At 68.7% G+C, this 18,965-nt stretch carries 18 protein-coding genes and 2 pseudogenes; 11 read left to right on the forward strand and 9 right to left on the reverse strand.

The window, feature by feature from the left end:
- Nucleotides 1-4 precede the first annotated feature (4 nt).
- Together GBA63_RS13930 and phnE are read left to right on the forward strand one after the other, a co-directional pair.
- Nucleotides 5-865, forward strand: a complete 861-nt coding sequence (locus GBA63_RS13930; protein WP_166177013.1) for a phosphonate ABC transporter ATP-binding protein — start codon at nucleotides 5-7, stop codon at nucleotides 863-865.
- A complete protein-coding gene (phnE, locus tag GBA63_RS13935) occupies nucleotides 846-1,688 on the forward strand; it encodes a phosphonate ABC transporter, permease protein PhnE (RefSeq protein WP_166177015.1) in 843 nt (280 codons plus the stop codon). The genes GBA63_RS13930 and phnE overlap by 20 nt, the downstream gene beginning before the upstream one ends.
- Before the next feature lie 116 nt (nucleotides 1,689-1,804).
- On the opposite strand, the gene GBA63_RS13940 is transcribed toward phnE, so the two are convergent.
- Together GBA63_RS13940 and GBA63_RS24435 are read right to left on the reverse strand one after the other, a co-directional pair.
- Complete coding sequence (locus tag GBA63_RS13940) at nucleotides 1,805-2,812, reverse strand: SUMF1/EgtB/PvdO family nonheme iron enzyme (RefSeq protein WP_166177017.1); 1,008 nt, start codon at nucleotides 2,810-2,812, stop codon at nucleotides 1,805-1,807.
- Nucleotide 2,813: 1 nt separating this feature from the next.
- Nucleotides 2,814-3,128 (reverse strand): annotated as a pseudogene (locus GBA63_RS24435) (DinB family protein); the annotation flags it as partial.
- 92 nt (nucleotides 3,129-3,220) lie between these two features.
- Between GBA63_RS24435 and senB the strand changes: the two are divergent.
- Nucleotides 3,221-4,273: a selenoneine biosynthesis selenosugar synthase SenB gene (gene senB, locus GBA63_RS13950; RefSeq protein ID WP_207956791.1), complete on the forward strand. Its 1,053-nt coding sequence runs from the start codon at nucleotides 3,221-3,223 to the stop codon at nucleotides 4,271-4,273.
- Nucleotides 4,252-5,292, forward strand: coding sequence for a selenide, water dikinase SelD (selD, locus tag GBA63_RS13955; RefSeq protein ID WP_166177021.1), 1,041 nt, complete (start codon nucleotides 4,252-4,254; stop codon nucleotides 5,290-5,292). Before senB ends, selD begins: the two co-directional genes overlap by 22 nt.
- 558 nt (nucleotides 5,293-5,850) lie before the next feature.
- On the opposite strand, the gene GBA63_RS13960 is transcribed toward selD, so the two are convergent.
- Entirely contained in the window at nucleotides 5,851-8,331 is a 2,481-nt protein-coding gene (locus GBA63_RS13960) for a YfhO family protein (RefSeq protein ID WP_166177023.1), read from the reverse strand.
- 373 nt (nucleotides 8,332-8,704) lie between these two features.
- On the opposite strand from GBA63_RS13960, the gene GBA63_RS13965 reads away from it, so the two are divergent.
- Nucleotides 8,705-8,959: a histidine kinase gene (locus GBA63_RS13965; RefSeq protein ID WP_166177025.1), complete on the forward strand. Its 255-nt coding sequence runs from the start codon at nucleotides 8,705-8,707 to the stop codon at nucleotides 8,957-8,959.
- Nucleotides 8,960-9,014: 55 nt separating this feature from the next.
- Nucleotides 9,015-9,248, forward strand: a complete 234-nt coding sequence (locus tag GBA63_RS13970) for a putative signal transducing protein (protein WP_166177027.1) — start codon at nucleotides 9,015-9,017, stop codon at nucleotides 9,246-9,248.
- A gap of 54 nt (nucleotides 9,249-9,302) precedes the next feature.
- On the opposite strand, the gene GBA63_RS13975 is transcribed toward GBA63_RS13970, so the two are convergent.
- From GBA63_RS13975 to GBA63_RS13985, 3 genes are read right to left on the reverse strand one after another with little or no spacing between them, the layout of a single operon-like run.
- Nucleotides 9,303-10,070, reverse strand: a complete 768-nt coding sequence (locus GBA63_RS13975) for an indole-3-glycerol phosphate synthase TrpC (RefSeq protein ID WP_166177029.1) — start codon at nucleotides 10,068-10,070, stop codon at nucleotides 9,303-9,305.
- Nucleotides 10,067-11,092 (reverse strand): anthranilate phosphoribosyltransferase, encoded by a 1,026-nt coding sequence (gene trpD / locus GBA63_RS13980; RefSeq protein ID WP_166177031.1) that lies wholly within the window; start codon nucleotides 11,090-11,092, stop codon nucleotides 10,067-10,069. Before trpD ends, GBA63_RS13975 begins: the two co-directional genes overlap by 4 nt.
- A gap of 2 nt (nucleotides 11,093-11,094) precedes the next feature.
- Nucleotides 11,095-11,658 carry an anthranilate synthase component II gene (locus GBA63_RS13985; RefSeq protein ID WP_166177033.1) on the reverse strand — a complete coding sequence of 188 codons (564 nt, stop codon included), beginning with the start codon at nucleotides 11,656-11,658 and terminating at the stop codon, nucleotides 11,095-11,097.
- 51 nt (nucleotides 11,659-11,709) lie between these two features.
- Here GBA63_RS13985 and GBA63_RS13990 point away from each other — a divergent pair, with 51 nt between their 5' ends.
- The 5 genes and pseudogenes from GBA63_RS13990 to GBA63_RS14005 all read left to right on the forward strand — a co-directional run bounded on the left by GBA63_RS13990 (nucleotide 11,710) and on the right by GBA63_RS14005 (nucleotide 17,284).
- Nucleotides 11,710-12,660 carry an ornithine cyclodeaminase family protein gene (locus GBA63_RS13990; RefSeq protein WP_166177035.1) on the forward strand — a complete coding sequence of 317 codons (951 nt, stop codon included), beginning with the start codon at nucleotides 11,710-11,712 and terminating at the stop codon, nucleotides 12,658-12,660.
- Between the two features lie 173 nt (nucleotides 12,661-12,833).
- Nucleotides 12,834-13,853 carry an MFS transporter gene (locus tag GBA63_RS13995; protein ID WP_166177037.1) on the forward strand — a complete coding sequence of 340 codons (1,020 nt, stop codon included), beginning with the start codon at nucleotides 12,834-12,836 and terminating at the stop codon, nucleotides 13,851-13,853.
- 247 nt (nucleotides 13,854-14,100) lie between these two features.
- Nucleotides 14,101-15,644 (forward strand): annotated as a pseudogene (locus GBA63_RS24585) (TIM-barrel domain-containing protein); the annotation flags it as partial.
- A 15-nt stretch (nucleotides 15,645-15,659) separates the two neighbouring features.
- A complete protein-coding gene (locus GBA63_RS24040) occupies nucleotides 15,660-16,274 on the forward strand; it encodes a DUF5110 domain-containing protein (protein ID WP_456115166.1) in 615 nt (204 codons plus the stop codon).
- Between the two features lie 119 nt (nucleotides 16,275-16,393).
- A complete protein-coding gene (locus GBA63_RS14005; protein ID WP_207956795.1) occupies nucleotides 16,394-17,284 on the forward strand; it encodes an alpha/beta hydrolase in 891 nt (296 codons plus the stop codon).
- Nucleotides 17,285-17,376: 92 nt separating this feature from the next.
- On the opposite strand, the gene GBA63_RS14010 is transcribed toward GBA63_RS14005, so the two are convergent.
- The 3 genes from GBA63_RS14010 to GBA63_RS14020 form a co-directional block, all read right to left on the reverse strand.
- The gene (locus tag GBA63_RS14010) at nucleotides 17,377-18,039 is read right to left on the reverse strand and encodes an HAD family hydrolase (protein WP_166177039.1); all 663 of its coding nucleotides are present in this window, start codon (nucleotides 18,037-18,039) and stop codon (nucleotides 17,377-17,379) included.
- The gene (locus tag GBA63_RS14015) at nucleotides 18,029-18,310 is read right to left on the reverse strand and encodes a hypothetical protein (protein ID WP_207956796.1); all 282 of its coding nucleotides are present in this window, start codon (nucleotides 18,308-18,310) and stop codon (nucleotides 18,029-18,031) included. The genes GBA63_RS14010 and GBA63_RS14015 overlap by 11 nt, the downstream gene beginning before the upstream one ends.
- A 102-nt stretch (nucleotides 18,311-18,412) precedes the next feature.
- A complete protein-coding gene (locus tag GBA63_RS14020) occupies nucleotides 18,413-18,895 on the reverse strand; it encodes a YbaK/EbsC family protein (protein ID WP_166177043.1) in 483 nt (160 codons plus the stop codon).
- Nucleotides 18,896-18,965: the final 70 nt, after the last annotated feature.

Below are 18,965 nucleotides of genomic sequence, written 5' to 3' on the forward strand. Positions count from 1 at the left end.
CAACGTGAGGGGGGTCCTGCTCGAAGACGTCTCCGTCGGCTTCGATGGCGTGGCGGCCCTGAGCGACGTAACGCTCCACATAGAGGCGGGGGAGCAGCTCGCCGTGATCGGGGCCTCCGGCGCGGGCAAGTCCACGCTCTTTCGCGCGCTCACCCGGAGCGTGGCCCTGGGGAGAGGTCGGGTCGTCGTCGACGGGCAAGACCTCTACTCTCTCCCGCGGCGCAGGCTCGGCGAGTTGCGGCGGCGCATCGGGACCATCTACCAGGCGTACAACCTCGTCCCCCAGCTCTCGGCGGGCGTCAACGTCTCCCTCGGCGAGGTCGGCGAGATGGGCAGGCTTGGGACGTTGCGGGCCTTCTTTGCGGGCCCCGACGCGGGCCTCTCCAAAAAAGCCAGGGCCGCGCTCGAACAGATCGGACTTGGGGACAAGGCCGGCGTGCGGACGGCGGACCTCTCGGGGGGCCAGCAGCAGCGGGTTGCCGTCGCGCGGTTGCTGGTGCAGAGGCCCGACCTGATCCTGGCCGACGAGCCCTTCGCCGCCGTGGACCCCGTAACGACCGAGCGCGTCCTGCAGACGCTCCTTCACCTGAACCGCGAGGGCGCGACCCTGCTGGCAAACCTCCACGACGTCGAGGTCGCGCGCCGCTTTCCGCGCGTCGTCGCGTTGCGCGCAGGCCGCGTGGCCTTCGATGGCCCGCCGGGGCGGCTTACCGAAGACGAGCTGGCAAAGATCTACGAAGGCGACCCGGGCGGGGACCCCGGTGGGTCGGAGAACGGAGAAGGCTCCGATCTCCCGTATGCCGGGTACGGCGCCGAAGGATCGTTCCGTCTAACGGAGGGCAGAGATGGCGTCTCCTCGCACTGAACGTCCGGGGATCGGGGGCGCGCTCCCGCGCTTCTCGTGGAAGAGTAGCCTGGCCGTCCTCGCCGTCCTCGGCCTGACGGGCTACAGCGTAGCGGGCACCAACTTCAACCTCGTCGAGCTGCTCAGGGGCAGCGGCGCCGCGGAGAGGTTCGTCTCCGAGATGTTCCCTCCGGACCTCTCGGCCGCCACGCTCCGGGCGATGGGCACCGGCATCCTGGAGACCTTCCAGATGTCGTTTCTCGGCGCGCTTATCGGCGCGGTCGTGGCCTTCCCCCTGTCGGCCCTCGGAACGCGGGAGATCTCCACCGTAGGCGCCTCGCGCGGCGAACGCCTGCTGCTCGCCGTGCCGTACCACCTCTCGCGCACGCTCCTGAACGTCTTCCGCTCCGTCCCCGACATCCTCTGGGCGCTCGTCTTCGTCGTCGCCCTCGGCCTCGGACCCTTCCCCGGCACGCTCGCCCTGGCGGTCCACTCCGCGGGCGTGCTCGGCAAGCTCTACAGCGAGACGCTGGAGGCCGTCCCCTCCCGCCCCGTGCAGGCGCTCACGGCGACGGGAGCCAGCGACTTTCAGGCCTTCCTCTTCGGGCGGCTGCCGCAGGCGATGAACGGCTTCGCCTCTCTCACGCTCTACCAGTGGGAGTGCAACATCCGCTCGGCGACGATACTCGGCTTCGTCGGCGCCGGGGGCATAGGGCAGCAGATCCTGATCTCCATGAACCTCTTCGACTACCCGAAGGTCGCAACGCTCGTCGGGGCAACGATAGTGGTGGTCTTGGCCGTGGACCGCTTCTCGGCCGCGATCCGGCGCAGGCTCGCGTACTAGCGCGGATTGCAGTGGCTCAATGCCACCGCAATCCGCGCTGTCGGCTTTCAGCCCGCTCCGGCTTCGCCTCCGCTTTCAGCTATCAGCTTTTTTGTTCTTGCTGAAAGCTGATAGCTCTAATCGAGGGCGCACGTTCTGAAACCCGCGAAGAGGTCCCGCCGCTCGGGCAGGGCGAAGTTGCGCCAGGTGTTGCGGAGCATGCGGCTTCGCGTCGCCCAGGATCCACCGCGTTGCACCTTGTGGTCGCCGAACCACGGCTCCGAGTACTCCTTGTAGGGATCGCGGACAAAGCCGGGGTAAGGCCCGAAGTCGTCGGCGCACCACTCCCAGACGTTGCCCATCATCTGCCGGCAGCCGAACGCGCTGTCTCCCTCCGGGAACGCGGCGACGTCCACCGGCCCGAGCAGGCGCCCGTCCAGGTTGGCGTGGCGCGTCCCCGGCGGCGTCTCCCCCCACGGGTAGGGGCGCTTGCGCCCGGTCGTCGTGCCCGCCTCACCGGGTTCGGCGGAGGCGGCCATCTCCCACTCGGCCTCGGTGGGCAGGCGACGTCCGGCCCACCGGCAGTAGGCCTCTGCCTCGTACCAGCTGACGTGGATGACCGGCGCGTGGGGGTTCAGGGGAAGCGTCTCGTCGAAGTGCCTGTGGTGCCACCCGTCGCCGAACCGGGACCAGTAGACGGGGTGCCCGGCCCCGGTCTCGTCCAGCCACCGCCTTCCCTCCTCGCTCCAGAGTTCCCGCCTCCGGTAGCCGCCGTCGTCCACGAAGGATTCAAATTGTTCGTTTGTAACCGGGGCGCGCGAGATCCCGAACGGGGAGATTTCCACGGGGTGCGCCCACTTCTCGTTGTCGAAGACGAAACCCGTCCCTTCGGTGGCCCCGAGCATGAACTCGCCTCCGGGCACCTCTACATCGCCCGCCAGCGGACCACGGGGTTGGTCTTCCAGAATCCTGGGGTCGTGCTCCGAAATCGGGGGCGCGGGGAGGCCGTGCGTCTGGCGGGTGTAGGTGAACGCCTCGCCGTGCATGTCCTCGTGAAAGGCGGCGAGGCGCGCGAAGTAGTCCGCCTCGGGGGTCGGTCCTTCGGTACGCAGTTTGCGCAGGGTCTCGTCCAGGACCCGCCGCATGTAGGAGAGGGTCTCCCCCGGGGAGCAGGGAGAGGTCCCAGCGGGTGTCGTGGGCCACCTCCATGGAGTCGTAGAGTTCGTCGCCGCGCTCCAGGATGCCGGAGGGGGCGAACTCGTCGTCCGTAACGCGGCGCAGGTTCCAGCGCTCCTGGAACCAGGCGAGGTGCCCGATCTCCCACAGCGGCGGGTTGACGATGCGGAGCTGGGGTCCGATCATCTGCCCGTCCGAGAGGTCGCTTACAAGCTCCAGGGTCCGCTTCCGGCTGTCGACCAGCATCTCCGTGAGATACCCGATCTGTTCCCGTGAGTCCTGCATCAAAGTCCTTCCGTCTTCGCCGGTCCCGCTCCTTAGGGCGGATGTTAGCGCAATAGCCCGCAAGCTGTAGTGCGCCGCGAAAGGCTGTATAAATGCGTATCCATGAAGCAGGGGTACGCGGCATGAAGATCAGCCTCGTCACGCCGGCCGGGGCGGGGTCGCGCAGCGGCAACAGGGCCACCGCCGAGCGCTGGGCGCGTTTCCTGCGCCAGGAAGGCCACGAGGTGCTCGTCGAAGTGGCCTGGGGCGGGGAGGTCTCCGACCTGATGATCGCCCTGCACACCCGGCGCAGCCGCCACTCCATAAAGCGCTACGCCGCCGCCCACCCCGACCACCCCCTCATCGTCGTCCTCACAGGGACCGACCTCTACCGGGATATCCGGGTCGATGAGGGCGCCCGGGAGTCCCTGGGTCTCGCCACCCGGGTGGTCGTCCTGCAGGAAGCGGGTCTTGCGGAGCTCGAACCGCACCACCGCGCGAAGGCGCGGGTGATCTACCAGTCGGCCGAGCCCATCCGCCCGCAGCCGCGGGCGAAGACCTTCTTCGACGTCTGCGTGGTGGGCAACCTGCGCGCCGAGAAAGACCCCTTCCGCTGCGCCCTGGCCGCCCGGCTGCTTCCGCCCGCCTCGCGCGTCCGGATCACGCACGTAGGGAAGGCCCACAGCGAGGAGTTCGCGGATCGGGCCGCGGCGCTCGCATCGTCCGAACCGCGCTACCGATGGCTCGGGGAGGTACCCCGCTGGCGTGTGCGCCGGCTGCTGTCGCGGGTGCACCTGCTGGTGCAGAGCTCCATCATGGAGGGCGGGGCAAACGCGGTCGCCGAGGCGCTGGCAGCCGGGGTGCCCGTGATCGCCTCCCGCATAGCAGGCAACGTCGGGATGCTCGGCGAAGACTACCCCGGTTACTACCCGGTCGGGGATGAGAGTGCCCTGGCCCTGCTGCTGGAACGGACCGAGACAGACGTCGCTTTCCACGAGTTGCTAGAGGCGCGGTGCGCCGCGCGCCGCCCACTGACCCTGCCCGAACGCGAACGCGGGGCGCTGGGCGGCCTTGTCGAAGAAGTCGCTGGAGGCTTCCCGAACGGCCGGGCGCAGGCCACGGGCGAGGGGGTTATACTCGCGCCATGGACGAAAAGACGCGCATAAGGATGACGAAGTACTCGCAGAAGGCCGGTTGAGGCTCTAAATTCGCTCCAGGGGTCCTGGAGCAGGTGCTTCACTCGTTAACGCCGGGCTCGCCCTCCGCGGACAGCTTCGTGAGCAGCATGGAGACCCGCGACGACGCGGGGTACGTCCCGTTCGGCGGCGGCCTGCTGCTGCAGTCCGTGGACTTCTTCCCGCCGATCGTGGACGACCCCTACAGGTTCGGCCAGATCGCCGCCGCCAACGCCCTCTCGGACGTCTACGCGATGGGCGGCGAGCCTTTGACTGCTATGAACCTCGTCGGCTTCCCCGAGAGGCTGGATCTCGGCATCCTGCGCGAGATCCTGGCCGGGGGGCAGTCCAAGATCGAGGAGTCCGGCGCGAAGCTCTGCGGCGGCCACTCGGTGCAGGACGACGAGCCTAAGTACGGCCTCTCCGTGACGGGCTTCGTGGAGGAGGACCGGGTGGTGCGCAACACCGGCGCGCGGGCCGGCGACGCTCTCGTGCTGACGAAACCATTAGGCTTTGGCATCCTGACGACGGCCCTGAAACGCGACCTCGTCTCCGAATCCGAGATAGAGGACGCCGTCGAGGTGGCGGCGACCCTGAACAAGGGCGGGCGCGCCGCGCTGCGCGAGGTCGAGGTCTCTGCCGCGACCGACGTTACGGGCTACGGTTTTCTGGGCCACCTCTCCGAAATGCTGGAGGCGTCGGGGCTCGGGGCCGTGGTACGCAGGGGCGACGTGCCCGTCTGGGAGCGATCCGTCTCCCTCGCCGCGGAGGGGTGCTATCCCGGCGGCCTCAAGAACAACCGGGAGTACCTCGGCGACAAGGTATCCGCGGACGGGGTCGGCCCGGACGACCTGCTGCCCCTGTACGACCCGCAGACGAGCGGCGGCCTGCTCGTGGCCGTGCCGGAGCAGCAGGCTCCAGCGTTCGTGCGGGCCCTGGAGAAGAACGCCACGCTCGCCGCGGTGGTCGGCGAGGTCGTCGAAGGCCAGACGATCAGGGTCGTAACGTAAGCGCACCCGGGTTTCGCTCCAACGCTAGATCCGGTAACCGTCGATGTCGGGCTTGCGCCGGGCGTAATCTCGGCGCCCATGGCCGGTTCGTAGACCCCGCTTTGGGGATCGCATCGTGCCTCGGCGGCTTCTACGCGCACGATTCACCACGGAGCATCGAATGCTTCGCACGGACCGTGGGCGGGGCGCGTAGGCCTTCTCTTCGTCCGAGACGTCGCCCGGCGGGCGAGAGGGCGGAGAAATCCTAAGCCTGCCGGGTGCAGACCCCGCCGCCTGGTGTATTCGACCTGCTTTTCGCGCCAGAGCTCCGAGAAGCGGTCGGCTTTCTGCCCAACCAACCCCCTCCGATGCTCGTTCATGTCCAGAGGGTCGACGAGCGTACCTTAAATGTCGAAACCTAGCGACTCGGGCACGTCAAACCTCCCTTACACCACGATTTCCGCGTGGACTCCGCGCGCGTTTCGACGGAGTCCCGTTCCATCCTCGACGTCCCGGCGCAGGCGCCCCTGCTGACCTCTGGCTGGCCCTCGTACGTCCGAATCGGTTGCGCCCGCCCTCTCAACGGGCGATCCCGGCGTCGGATTCGGGTGGGCGGCACGCGCTCGTCGGCTTTTCCGGCCGGTGCCTTGCTCTGGCGGCCACAAGGCCGACGAGCGCCAGGCAAGAGCCGAGCGAGATGGCCATCCCGGTGCGCAGGGACCACGACTCGTAGCGCAGCTCGACGGTGTGCTCGCCGGCGGGCACCGGTACCGCGCGCAGAACGTGGTCGGCGGCGTAGAGGGGGACCGGTTGGCCGTCGACGTAAGCCTTCCACGCCGGGTAGTACGCCTCGCTGAGCACGAGCAGGCCCCGCGCCCCGGTTGAGGTCTCGAGCTCTATCTGATCTGCTTCGTACTTCGTTACCGTGGCGCGGTCGGCGGAGGGGTCCGCCGGACGTTCGAGATCCGGCGGTGGCCGCTCCAGAAGCGCCGTCTGCCTCGGGTCTACCGCGCCGGAGCCCAGTCGCTCGAGCGTCTCCGCCCGCGGGGCCTGTCTTGCCGAGTGGACGATCCAGGCCCGGGGAAGCGCGTCGCGGTTCTCGAGGACCTCCACCCGCCCGTCCGCGTACACGGTTGGGTGGTCACCCTTCAACTCCAGCAGTTCGTCCTGGTCCGCGTCCACGTCCGCCGGCACGATCACGTACCGGACGTTGAGTAGATCCAGCAAAGGGGAATCGAGCCCCCGGGGGACCACGTCCGCGTTGTGGTACCCCTGCGACCTCCCGTTGAGCGCCTTCATGTACTCGTCGTAGCGGGCGATGTGGACGGCGTTGTAACCCTGGATGCCGTCTAGCCCCATCGGGGTCGCCATGTTGCTCGCCAGGAGCGCGCTCGTGTCCCGCTCGGCAAACCAGTTGTTGTAGTTGAAGCTCCATCCATCGCCCAGGCGGCGAGGACCGTAGCCGAAGTAGCGGGCCGGCTCGTTCTCGGTCTCGGCCCTGATGAATTTCGCCGCGCCCGTGGGCTCGAAAAACCGCGGCAGGTCCACCTTCACCAAATCCTTCCCAAGGTCGGCGGTCGCACGCTCCGCGACGGTCGCCCGCCCCGCGGCGAGCAGGTCCGCGAACAGCACGAGCACCATTAGCAATACCGCGCCCCGGCGTCCGGCCGGGGCGCGAGCGTAGACCACCAGGCACCCGTTGATTACGACGAGGGCCGACAGCGAGACCAGCGAAACGCCGATTCCATGGCCGGCCGGGGGGCCTTCCGTCGCGAGAAGCGCGACGGCGCAGATCGCCAGCAAGAGCGAGGTCACGACCGGGACGGCGAGCAGGGTCCCCGTGTTTCGCTCTCCCAGGCGGCTCAGCGTGGCGCCGGCCAAGAGGGCTAAGCCGAGGTACAGGATCACTTTTATCCGCCCGGGGCCGTGGGGGTGCATCCATTCGAAACCGGGCAACAATTGGTACAGCGCCGAATGAAGCACCGTCCCGTCCGGGGCCGACAGGACGAGCGCGCAGAGGGAGAGGACGAGGAAGAAAGGCACGGCGTGCCGCCCGCGGGCGACCAGGGGCGCCGCGAGCGCCAGCGCAAGGACCGCAATGCCCGGGTACACGAGCCCGGGCGTCAGCAACCTCTGCCAATCTTCGGACGTCCATCCCCCCCAGGCGGCCCTCACGCCCTCGATGTTGCCGTAGCCGTCCGCCAGGGTGGAGAGCGTCTGGTACTCCACCCGGGGGAGCAGCCCGGCGGCGGCCAGGCCGAACCCGCACAGCAGCACCCCGCCACCGTAGAGCAGAAAGGTGAGGGTCCGGCCCCGAAGACCCCGGACGTACTCGGGCGGGGAGAGGAGCGTGCGGTAGGCCACGTAACCGCCCAGGGCGAGCAGGGCGTAGTAGGAGCCCTGCCCGGGCCACGCGGCCATTATCTGGCTCAACGCCAGCCCCCCCACCCCGAGCCAGAAGCCCCTGTCCGTCCGGCGGGGACTCCGGATCGCCAGCTCCACGCCCAGGATCGCGAGCGGGAGCCAGGCCATGACGCTGGCGTACGGGGAGCAGCACAGGTTACGCCAGTACATGAACACGTTGAACTCGTAGGCCACCGCCGCCAGCAAGGCACCGGCGAGGTTCATGCGGAGCGCCCGCGCCAGGGCGTACGTGAAGACCCCGGCGAGCAGCAGGTGGACGAACAGGTAGCTCTTGGCCGCCGCCGACACCGGCAGCGCGGTGAACAGGACCATCGCCGGCAGGTAGGTCCAGCCGGACAGGGGATCGCCCGCGAACGGAGCCCCCGAGAACTGGTGCGGGTTCCAGGCCGGAACGTCCCCGGAGCGCAACCTCTCGCCCAGGTACGAGTACCAGGTGTAGTACTGGGTGATGGTGTCCTTACCGACGACGGTCCCGCCGGCCACGAGGTCGCGCACAGCGACCAGGCTGAGGACGACCAGCAAGATCCCGACGGCGAGATCCTTGTGGCGTTCGACGCCGGGGAGCAGCCGGGAACGGAAGAGCTTGGCCGCGAGGTTCACTCGCCGGTCCAGCCCCTCCTCGCGGACCGCGGACACCTGGCGTGAGCCTCTCCGCCGCGCGACGCTCCGCGGTTGCGCCCGGACAGGAACCCGCAAATCTTTCGCACGCCGTTCCCTTTCCGTGGGGGGTTCTTTGTGGGCCATTGTGCCACCAGCAGGGTAGCAGCGTGGGACGATAGGCACGAAGACGTTTATCCCCTGGCCGGGGCCCGCCAGCGAGATTTAAGCCTGTCGCAATGAGCCCGTAACCGTCGCGTAAGCGCGTCGGGGTAGTGTACCGATAATGTCGAAAATCTACTTGCAGAGAGCTGACCGGCACCGCCAGGCGGCCAGGGACCGGGGACATGATGCGCGGTGCCGGTCGACGGCGGGATATAATCCGGCGGAGAAGAGAGGAACAGGTTCAGCGGTGGCCAAGGTCCTGATCGTCGACGACGAACGGAACCTCCTGGAGGTGGTCGCCGGTGCCCGCTACCTCTCCTCGGCCCGCCGCGAGCTCGCCGAACTCAGCAGCCTAATCGACGATCTCTTCGAGCTCGCCGGGGTGCCGCAACTCACCCCGGAAGAGGTTTCCCTGCACGACCTGATCTCCGACACCATCTCAAGCGTCCAATGCGACCCCGGACGGGGCTCGCGCTTCTGCTTCACGCTTCGCCGCTCCTAGCCGGACGGCTTCGCGAATACGAGCTTCGGGGGACGGCCCGGGGTAGGATACGTTTATGGAAGAGAGGTGGGTGAAGGTGGCCGCGGCCCCGAACGAAACCGACGCGCTGCTGATGGACGGCGTGCTGAAGGACGCCGGCATCCCGGCGTTGATCCAACGCGCGGCAGGCTTCGATGCGCCGGACTTCCTGGCTGCCGGTCCGAGGGACGTGCTGGTGCCGGGTGCGTTTTTCGAGGAAGCCAGGCAGGTACTCGAAGACACCACGGGGCTCGGGTCGTACGCATCTTAGCGGTGCCGCGGTAGCCTACCGGCTGCGAATTGGCGGCCCATCAGGCCCGTTTAGTCAGGTGAGCGAAGCCATCCTCGCAACGAGTTCCGGATTCCGCATCGCCGCCTCCCCGACAAGCACCGCGTCGGCCCCGGCGTCGCGCATCCTGCGGGCGTCTTCGACGGTCCTGACACCACTCTCGGCGACTAGCGTGGCGCCGGCGAGCTTCGGGGCTAGGCGCTCGAAGGTGCCGAGGTCGACGGTGAAATCCTTAAGGTTTCGGTTGTTGACGCCAATGACCCTGGCGCCGGATTCCAGGGCGAGGTCGGCCTCCTCTTCGTCGTGGATCTCCACGAGCGGCGTCAGGCCGACTTCTACGGCTAAAGAGACGTAGCGGGCGAGCGTTGCGGCGTCGAAGAGGGCCGCGATGAGAAGAACTGCGTCGGCGCGGGTGCCGGCTTCGAGGACCTGGGCCTCGTCCACGGTGAAGTCTTTGCGGATCACGGGGATGGTGGTATTGTTCCTGGCCGCGTCGAGGTCTTCGAGGGAGCCCTTGAAGCGATCCGGCTCCGTCAGGACGGAGAGGCAACTCGCGCCTTCCCGCTGGTAGCCCCCGCCCCACTCGGCCGGGTCGACCTCCCGAATGGCGCCCGCCGAGGGCGAGGCCCGCTTTATCTCGCTTACGACGGAGAGGCCGGGGTTGCCGAGCGCAGCGGCGAAGTCGCGCTTCTCGAAGAGGAGCGCCTCCTGGTAGAGGGTGTCGAGGTCCGTCCCTTCTCGGAGCTCGCCCGCGCGGAGGAGTGCCGCGGCGGCGAGCTCTTCGAGCACGGTCGCCCGGCTCATGGGGTTCCCACTTTCCGGCGGGTGGCTTTTACGAAGTCTTCCAGGGCCCTTTCGGCCGAGCCCGTCTCTATGGACTCCTCCGCCCGGCGGACGCCCTCCTCGATAGTGTCGGTCTTGCCCGAGACGAAGACGGCGGCGCCGGCGTTGAGGAGTACGACGTCGCGGGCCGCGCCGGTCTCTTTGCCCGAGAGGACGTCGCGCAGGATGCGGGCGTTCAGGTGGGCGTCGCCGCCGAGCAGGCCGTCCGGGGCGTGCCGCCTCAGACCGAAGTCTTCGGGGGAGATCTCGTACTCTTTCAGCCCTCCGTTCGAGACCTCCGCGACGATCGTCTCGGCGCTCGTCGTGATCTCGTCCATCCCGTCCGTCCCGTGGACCACGAGCGCCCGCTCGGCCCCGAGGTCCCGTAAAGCCTCGGCCACCGGCCGCACGTAGGCCCCGCCGAAGACGCCGACGAGCTGTCGCTTGGCGCCCGCGGGGTTCGTAAGGGGGCCGAGCAGGTTGAAGATCGTTCGGAACGGCAACTCGGCCCGCACGGGGGCGACGAAGCGCATGGCCGGGTGGTGCGTCCTGGCGAACATGAACCCGATGCCGGCCTCCTCGATGCACCGCGAGACCTGCTCGGGCGCGAGCTCTATCTCGGCGCCGAGGGCTTCGAGCACGTCGGCGCTGCCGGCCCGGCTCGTAGCGGCCCGGTTGCCGTGCTTGGCGATCACGACACCGGCACCCCGGGCCACGAACGCGGCTGCGGTCGAGACGTTTATGGTCCCCTTGGCGTCGCCGCCGGTGCCGCACGTGTCGACGACGTCGGGAGGGGCCTCGACCGAGGCGGCGAAGCGGCGCATGGCGCGGGCGAAGCCGACGATCTCGGGCACCGTCTCGCCCTTGACCCTGAGCGCGGTGAGGAGCGCCGCGGTCGCCGCCGGGGGGACCGTCCCCTCCATGATGGCCTCGAGCGCCCTCTCCGCCTCGCCCTCCGTCAGGGACTCTCCGCCGGCGGCCTTTCGGAGCGTCTCGCGCAGCACTTCTAGGACCCCAGGAAGTTCTTGAGGAGGTCGCGTCCGTGGCGGGTCAGGACGCTCTCGGGGTGGAACTGGACGCCCTCGACGGCGTACTCGCGGTGGCGGACGCCCATGATCGTGCCGTCCTCGGACCGGCTCGTCACTACCAGGCAATCGGGCAAGGAATCTGGCTCTATCACGAGGGAGTGGTACCTGGTCGCCTCGAAGTTCTGGTCTATCCCGGCGTAGACGCCCTCTCCGTCGTGGGCTATCTTCGCGGTCTTCCCGTGGACGGGCTCGCCGCGCACGATCCTGGCCCCGTACGCCTGCCCGATGCTCTGGTGCCCCAGACAAACACCGAGCAGCGGCACGTCTTTTCCGACCTTCTCTATGAGCTCCACGGAAATTCCCGCCTCGTTCGGCGTGCAGGGGCCCGGCGAGACGACTATCCTGTCCGGGCGGAGCGCGGCCACCTCCTCGGGCGTTACCTCGTCGTTGCGGCGCACGAGGACCTCGGCCCCGAGCTCCCCCAGATACTGGACGAGGTTGTACGTAAAGGAGTCGTAGTTGTCTATGACGAGAACCCGCATGAGCCACGGGATTTTAACGGATACTCCCCGGACGAACAGGGGGGAGGCTTCGTGACCCTGCTCCTCACTGAAGGCCAGGTCGAAGAGCTCATCGACATGCCGGCCACGCTCGACGCCGTCGAGGCCGTCCTGCGCCAGCAGGCGGAGGGCCGGGCCACCAACCGCGCCCGCCGCCGCGTCGCCCTCCCCAAGAGCGGCCTCAACGTGATGTTCGCCGGCGCACCGGAGATAGACGCCCTGGGCCTCAAGGCCTACACCGTCGCCAGGGGCGGGGCCCGCTTCTACACTATGCTCTTCGACCCCGAGACGGGCGGGCTGCTCTCGATCCTGCAGTCGGACAAGATGGGCCAGATGAGGACCGGGGCGGCGAGCGGCGTCGCCACCAGGCACCTCGCCCGCGAGGACGCGAGAACTCTGGGCATCTACGGGGCTGGCTGGCAGGCGGAGAGCCAGCTGGAGGCGATCGCGGCTGTCAGGGACCTCGAACGCGTGATCGTCTACAGCCGCAACGAGCAGTCGCGCAAGAGGTTCGCCGCGAAGATGGGCGAGAGGCTGGGGATGGACATAGAGACCACCCACGCGGCCGAGGAGCCGGCGGCCCAGGACATCGTCGTGACCGTGACCTCGTCGGGGGGGCCGGTCCTGCACGGCGAATGGCTCAGGCCGGGGACCCACGTAAACGCCGCCGGGTCCAACTTCCTGTTCAAGACCGAGATAGACCGCGAGGTCGTCAAGCGCGCAGCCTTCGTCTGCGCCGACGCCCGCGAGGAGCTCGGCCTCGAGGCCGGCGACCTGATGCCCTCCCTCGAGACGGGCGCCATCCTCCCCGAGGCCGTCTACGAGCTAGGCCAGGTCATCGCAGGCCACGTCCCCGGCCGCAAGAGCCCCGAAGACATAACCCTCTTCGCCAGCCAGGGCCTCGCGCTGGAGGACCTCGCCGCCGCCCGCGTCGTCTACGACCGCGCCGTCGAGCGGGGCGTCGGCCAGAAGATAGAGTTCTGAGCCCGGTCGGCGGGGCGGCCCGGGTCCGATGACGCCCTCGACGACGCCGGACCTCCGGCGCGCGCGGCTGGCGGTGCTCGCCGTCTTCGCCCTCAACGGGTTCGCGCTCGGGCCTGGTTCGTCAGGATACCCGCCGTGCAGGACGGGTTGGGGATCGGGGAGGGCCTGCTCGGGTGGCACTGCTGGGCGCTGCGGTCGGGGCGCTGCTCTCGATGACCGTGGTGGGGGCCCTGATCTCGCGCCTCGGCAGCCGCCGGATGGTGGGGGCAACGGCGCTCCTTCTCCCCTTCTCCCTGATACCGCTGGCCCTCGCCCCGAACGTCGCCGCCCTGACCGCAGCACTCGTCTTCGTCGGGGCGTGCAACGGCGCCTTGGACGTCTCGATGAACGCCCACGCCGTCGCGGTCGAGACGCGCTACGAACGCCGCATCATGTCCTCCTTCCACGCGGCCTTCAGCTTCGGGGCGCTTGCCGGCTCCGTGCTCGGCGGCGGGGTCGCCTACCTCGGCATCGGCGTCCTCCCCCACTTCCTCACGGTCTTCGTCATCGCGACGCTCGCCGCCGTCCCGGCCTACCTGGCGCTCCTGCCCTCCGACGCGGACGCCGCAGACGGCGGGGCGCCGGCGTTTGCCCGCCCGACGCGGGCCCTGCTCGGCCTCGGCATCATCTCCTTCTGCGTACTCCTCGGCGAGGGCGCGATGTCCGACTGGTCCGCGGTCTACCTGGACGACACCCTGAGCACCGGCCCCGGCTTCGCCGCGGCGGGCTACGCCGCCTTCTCCCTCGCCATGGCCCTCGGCCGCCTTTTCGGCGACGGCCTCGCGGAGAGGTTCGGCCCCACCAACCTGGTCCGCCTCTGCGGCGCCGTGGCCGCCGCGGGCCTCGGCACGGCCCTCGCCGTCGGAAACCCCGTCTTCGCCCTCGTGGGCTTCGCCTGTGCCGGCGCCGGCTTCTCCGTGGTCTTCCCGCTCGCCCTCAGCGCCGCCGGACAGACGGAGGACGTGGCAACGGGCCCGGCGCTCGCCGCCGTCTCGACCGCGGCCTACACCGGCTTCCTCGTCGGCCCGCCCACCATCGGGTTCCTGGCCGAGCTCACGGGCCTCGGCACGGCCCTCTACCTGGTCGTCGGCCTGAGCACCGCGATCTTCGTCCTCGGCGGCACCGTTCGCCCCAAGAGCGGAAAGAAAACGTAGCCCCTAAAATGCGCACCCAACCGATACCCGGCCATACCCAAACAAAACCGTAAAGGCGGGCTTCAGACCCGCCCGCGAACCGAGCGGAGGTACGCCAGTGATCGAGAAACAACCGGAGACCGGCGGTGAGTACCAGCCCCTCGGCGCGGGCAAGCTCGCGGGCCACCACGATCACGGCCTGCGCCTGAGATCCGGCACGACCACGGTCGAGGTGACGGCCCTGGCCCCCGACCTGTTTCGCGTCGGCATGTTCCCGGAAGGCCGCACGCCCCGGTACAAAACCGAGGCAATAGCGAAAGATGATTGGGGTAGCGTCGAGGTCTCCATGCACGAGTCCGAGCAGGAGGTTACGCTCTCTACGGCCGCGGCCACGGCCCACGTCGCCCTGAATCCCCTTCGCGTCCGCTTCACGGACGGCTCGGGCAGGGAGTTCGCGGCGGACGACGAGGACCTCGGCATGGGCCCCGTCGTGGCGTCCGGGGCCGACGTGTTCAGCCAGCCGCTCGGGAGCCCGGTCAGGCTGTACAAGAAGCGGGCCGCGGGCGAGCGGTACTTCGGGTGCGGGGAAAGGACTAGCGGGCTGGAGAAGACGGGCTCGTACCAGGTCTTCTGGAACGTCGACCCGCCCGGCGGGCACACCGCGGATTTCAACAACCTCTACTCCTCGATCCCCTTCCTCTTCTCGATGACGGGCGGCAAGGCCCACGGCCTCTTCTTCGACAACACCCACCGCATCGAGTTCGACCTGGCCCTCGAAGACGAGGACCGCGCCTACTTCGGCGCCGAGGGCGGGGACGTCGTCTACTACGTCTTCTGCGGCCCGACGCCCGCCGACGTCCTCGACCGCTACACCGGGCTGACCGGCCGTATCCCGATGCCGCCGATGTGGTCGTTGGGCAACCAGCAGTGCCGCTACTCCTACATGGACGAGGCCGAGGTCAGGAGCGTGGCCCGAAACTTCAGGGAACGGGACATCCCGTGCGACGTGATCTACCTCGACATCCACTACATGGACGGCTACCGCGTCTTCACCTGGAACGACGAGAGGTTCCCCGACCCTGAAGGGCTGATCTCGGATTTGCACGAGCAGGGATTCCACGTCGTTACCATCGTCGATCCCGGCGTAAAGATTGACGAGGACTACCCGTCTACGTCGAGGGCCGGGACCGCGACCTCTACTGCAAGACGAAAGAGGGCGAGGAGTACCACAACGTCGTCTGGCCCGGCCTGTGCGCCTTCCCGGACTTCACGAGCCCGGAGGCCCGCGAATGGTGGGCGGGAACCACAGGGTCCTGACGGACGCCGGGTCGATGGGATCTGGTGCGACATGAACGAGCCCTCCCTGTTCGTTCCCCGCCAGTCGACCATGCCGGACGAGGTCGTGCATCCGGGCGGCCCGGGCGGCGAGTCGAAGTGGCACGCCCAGGTCCACAACACCTACGGCTCCCTCGTCGCCCGAGCCGCCCGCGAGGGCCTACTGAAGCTGAAGCCCGGCGATCGGCCCTTCGTCATTACGCGGGCCGGCTACGCGGGGCTGCAGCGGCACGCGATGCAGTGGACGGGGATAACTCCTCGTGGTGGGAGCACCTCTGGATGACGATGCCCAGCTCCAGAACCTGGGCCTCTCCGGCGTCGCCTGGGCCGGCGTGGACATCGGGGGTTCTTCGGGACGCCAACGGGGAGCTCCTCGCCCGCTGGACTGAGATGGGGGTCTTCCAGCCTTTCTGCCGCAACCACACGGCCATAGACACCAAACACCAGGAGCCGTGGGCCTTCGGAGAACCCTACGAGTCCGTCTGCCGCGAGATGCTGAAGCTCCGCCAACGCCTCCTCCCCCACCTCTACACGCTCTTCGAAGAGTGCCACCGCACGGGGGCCCCGATCCTGCGCCCCCTCCTCTTCGAGTACCCCGCCGACGAGACCACCTACACCGCGGACGACGAGTTCCTGCTGGGCAGGGATCTCCTCGTCGCCCCCATCTCCCGCCCCGGCATCGAGCACCGCCACGTCTACCTGCCCGAGGGGACGTGGTTCCACTTCTGGACGGGCGAGCGCCTCGACGGGCCGGCCCACGTCCTGGCCCACGCCCCTCTGGGCAAGCCGGCGGTCTATCTCAAGGCGAACACCCCGCTCCCCCTGGGACCGGACGCGGGCCACACCGGCGAGAAGCCCACGGACCCGCTCACCGTGCTGGTACACCCCGCAACGGGCGAAAAGGCGGGCGCCACGTCTCTGTACGAGGACGCCGGCGACGGCTTCGGCTACGAGACCGGCGAGTACGCCCGCCGCGAGATCTCCTGCGAAGCGACAAACGAACGGATAATCGTCCGCTTCGGGGAACGCGAGGGCACGTTCGTACCGGAGAGGGGACGGTCCTCGTGGAGCTGCGCGGCGTCGATTCCGCTCGGGGCGTCTCGGTGAACGGCGAGGCAACGGAGCCGCAGTCCTCCGATGGGGCATCGTGGTTGCGCTGGCCGAGACGGGGCGGAGACCACGATAGAGGTGGTCCTCTAACGGAGATTCCGCAAAAAAGAGGCGTGTTGCGGAGAGCCTTGGTCCTGCTCTGCGCCCTGGCGCTCGGGTACGTGGGCATAAGTTTCCTCGTCGTCTTCAGGATGACCTCCCCGAGCCGCCGGCGGCCCGGGGAGACGCCCACGAGCGCGGGTCTCGCCTACGAAGAGGTGGGGCTACTCAGTACCGATGGGATCAGGCTGAAGGCGTGGTGGGTTCCCATCGAGGGCTCCTCGCGGGCGGCCGTGCTGGTTCACGGCTGGGGTGGGCACCGCTCCGACGAGCACGTCCTGAAGACCGCGCCCGTCTACCTTCGCGAGGGCTACAGCGTTCTCATCATAGACCTGAGGGCGCAAGGGGAGTCAGGCGGGCGGCGCCGCACGTTGGGCTACCGCGAGGTACGCGACGTGCGCGGGGCGCTTCTCTGGCTGAAAGGGCGCGGCTACGGGCCCGGGGAGACCGTGCTACACGGGTGGTCCATGGGGGGCGCGACCGTCGTGCGGGCCGCGCCCGGTACGGGGGTGGCCGCGGTCGTTGAAGAGGCGGGGTACGCCGACCTGCCGCTCCTGCTCGAACGGGCGATACCCAGGATCGCCGGCCTTCCCCGGCTCTTCGTGCCGGGCGTCCTGCTGGCGGGCAAGCTCTGGCCGGACTTCGACGCCTGGGACGTGCAGCCCGACCGGGAGGCTTCAGAACTCCTGAGGGAAGGCGTGCCGCTGTTCATCATCCACTCCTCCGAAGACGGGCTCATCCCCGTCGAACACGCGGAGAAATTCGCCGCGGCCCACCCCGAGGCGGCGGTCTGGATCCTCCCCGACCACGACCACGTCGAGGCCTTCGCCCACCCGGAATACGAAGAGAGGCTGCGGTCCTTCCTGAGAACCGTTACGACCAAACGCCGCCCCGCCCCACCAACGTAGCGACGATCCCGAACCGCAACAAATCTTCGTCCGCCCCCAAACGTAGGGACGGGTTTCGAACCCGCCCCTGGGAAACCCGACCGCGGGATGCGTCAGCCCCGGATCAGGGCCAGCAGCCCGGGGTCCGTGAAGTCCTCGACCACCACGAAGACCCCGGCCTCTGAGAGCCGGCCCGGTTCCTGGGTCGAGGCTACGCCGACGGTCGGGATGCCGGCGTCGACGGCCGAGGTTATGCCAGAGACGGAGTCCTCGAAGGCCAGGGCTTCCTCGGGTGACACGCCGAGTCGCTTCAGGGCTTCGTTGTAGGGGGCGGGGTCGGGCTTCACCGCCTCCGTCTCGTCGGAGAGGACTATGGTGTCGAAGAAGTCCTGGAGCTTCAGGGCCGGCAGGATCGCCTCGACGTTCTCCCCGGGCGCGTTGGTGACGAGGCCGGTCGCGAGGCCGCGGCCCTTTGTCTCCCGCAGGAAATCCAGGAGTCCGGGGAGCGGCTCTAGTTCCCCGGCGCGCTCCCGGAAGCTCGCTTCCTTCGCCTCGAAGATTGAACGCCCCTCCTCGTCCGAAAGGTTTGGCAGAAGGTCGCGCACGATGTCGGCGCTCGACTTGCCGCTGATGTTCTCTTTGTAGAACGCCTCGTCGACCTCTATGCCCCGCGGCGCGAGGACCTCAACCCACGTCGGCAGGTGCAGCGAGTCGGTCTCGGCGAGGGTGCCGTCGAGGTCGAAGAGAAGGGCCCGGTACGAGACGCTAGAGCTCATACAGGACCATGTTGAGGGCGCGGGTCACGATGAGGAGCGCGCCGATGTACAGGAGGATGAACAGGTGGCCCCTCTCTTTGCGTTTCCTGAGCGGGCTCGTCTTGTACTCGGCCATGGCGAGGAGCACCCCGAGCGCGCAGAGGCCCCACACCCAGTAGAACGCGAAGTACCGGGCGGCGTTGCCCGGGTCCGGATGAAGCGTCGCCCACGCGAACGCCAGCGTCACGAAGGCGGCCACCGAGATCGAGAGCACGAAAAACACCCTGTTCACCCGGCGCCTGCGGTTCCAGGCGAGCCAACCATTGAATGTCGATACCAGTGAGTTCACGACGGCTATGTTAGCAGCCGGGAGGGGGTGATCCGGTGAAAAGTTTCAAGGTTTCACCCGGACGACGCGGGCGCCGGTGATGTTTTGCAGATCATCCGGGTCGAGGCCGAAGACGACGTGCGTGTGGCCCGCTGCGGCCCAGACCTCATCCTGCTCGAGCAGGTCCTCGTCGAAGAACGCAACGGGCGTCTCGGCGTGTGCCAGGGGCGGCACGCCACCTATGGCGAAGCCGGTCTTCTCGCGGACGAAGGCGGCGTCGGCCTTCTCGACGGGCTCCCCGAGGTGGTCCGAGATCCTCCGCTCGCCCACCCGGTTGGGGCCGCTCGCCAGGACCAGCACGGGCCCGCCGGTATCCGCGCCCTTGAAGACGAGGGACTTTACGATCTGCTCGACCCGGCAACCCAGCGCCGCCGCCGCGTCCGCGGCGCTCCGCGCGGTCTGGTCCAGCTCCACGAACTCGGGGAAGAGCCCCCGCTCCTCCACCGCGGCCCGTACCCGCCTGACGCTCTCCCTGTCCCCGTAAGCCATCGCCCAACCTCCGCGTCTCTCTTCCTTCGAGCGAGCAATACCGGTGGCAGCGTCCCTCGCTGGCAGTAGA

Origin of the sequence: Rubrobacter tropicus (assembly GCF_011492945.1) — a bacterium.
In the GTDB taxonomy this organism is placed as follows: domain Bacteria; phylum Actinomycetota; class Rubrobacteria; order Rubrobacterales; family Rubrobacteraceae; genus Rubrobacter_D; species Rubrobacter_D tropicus.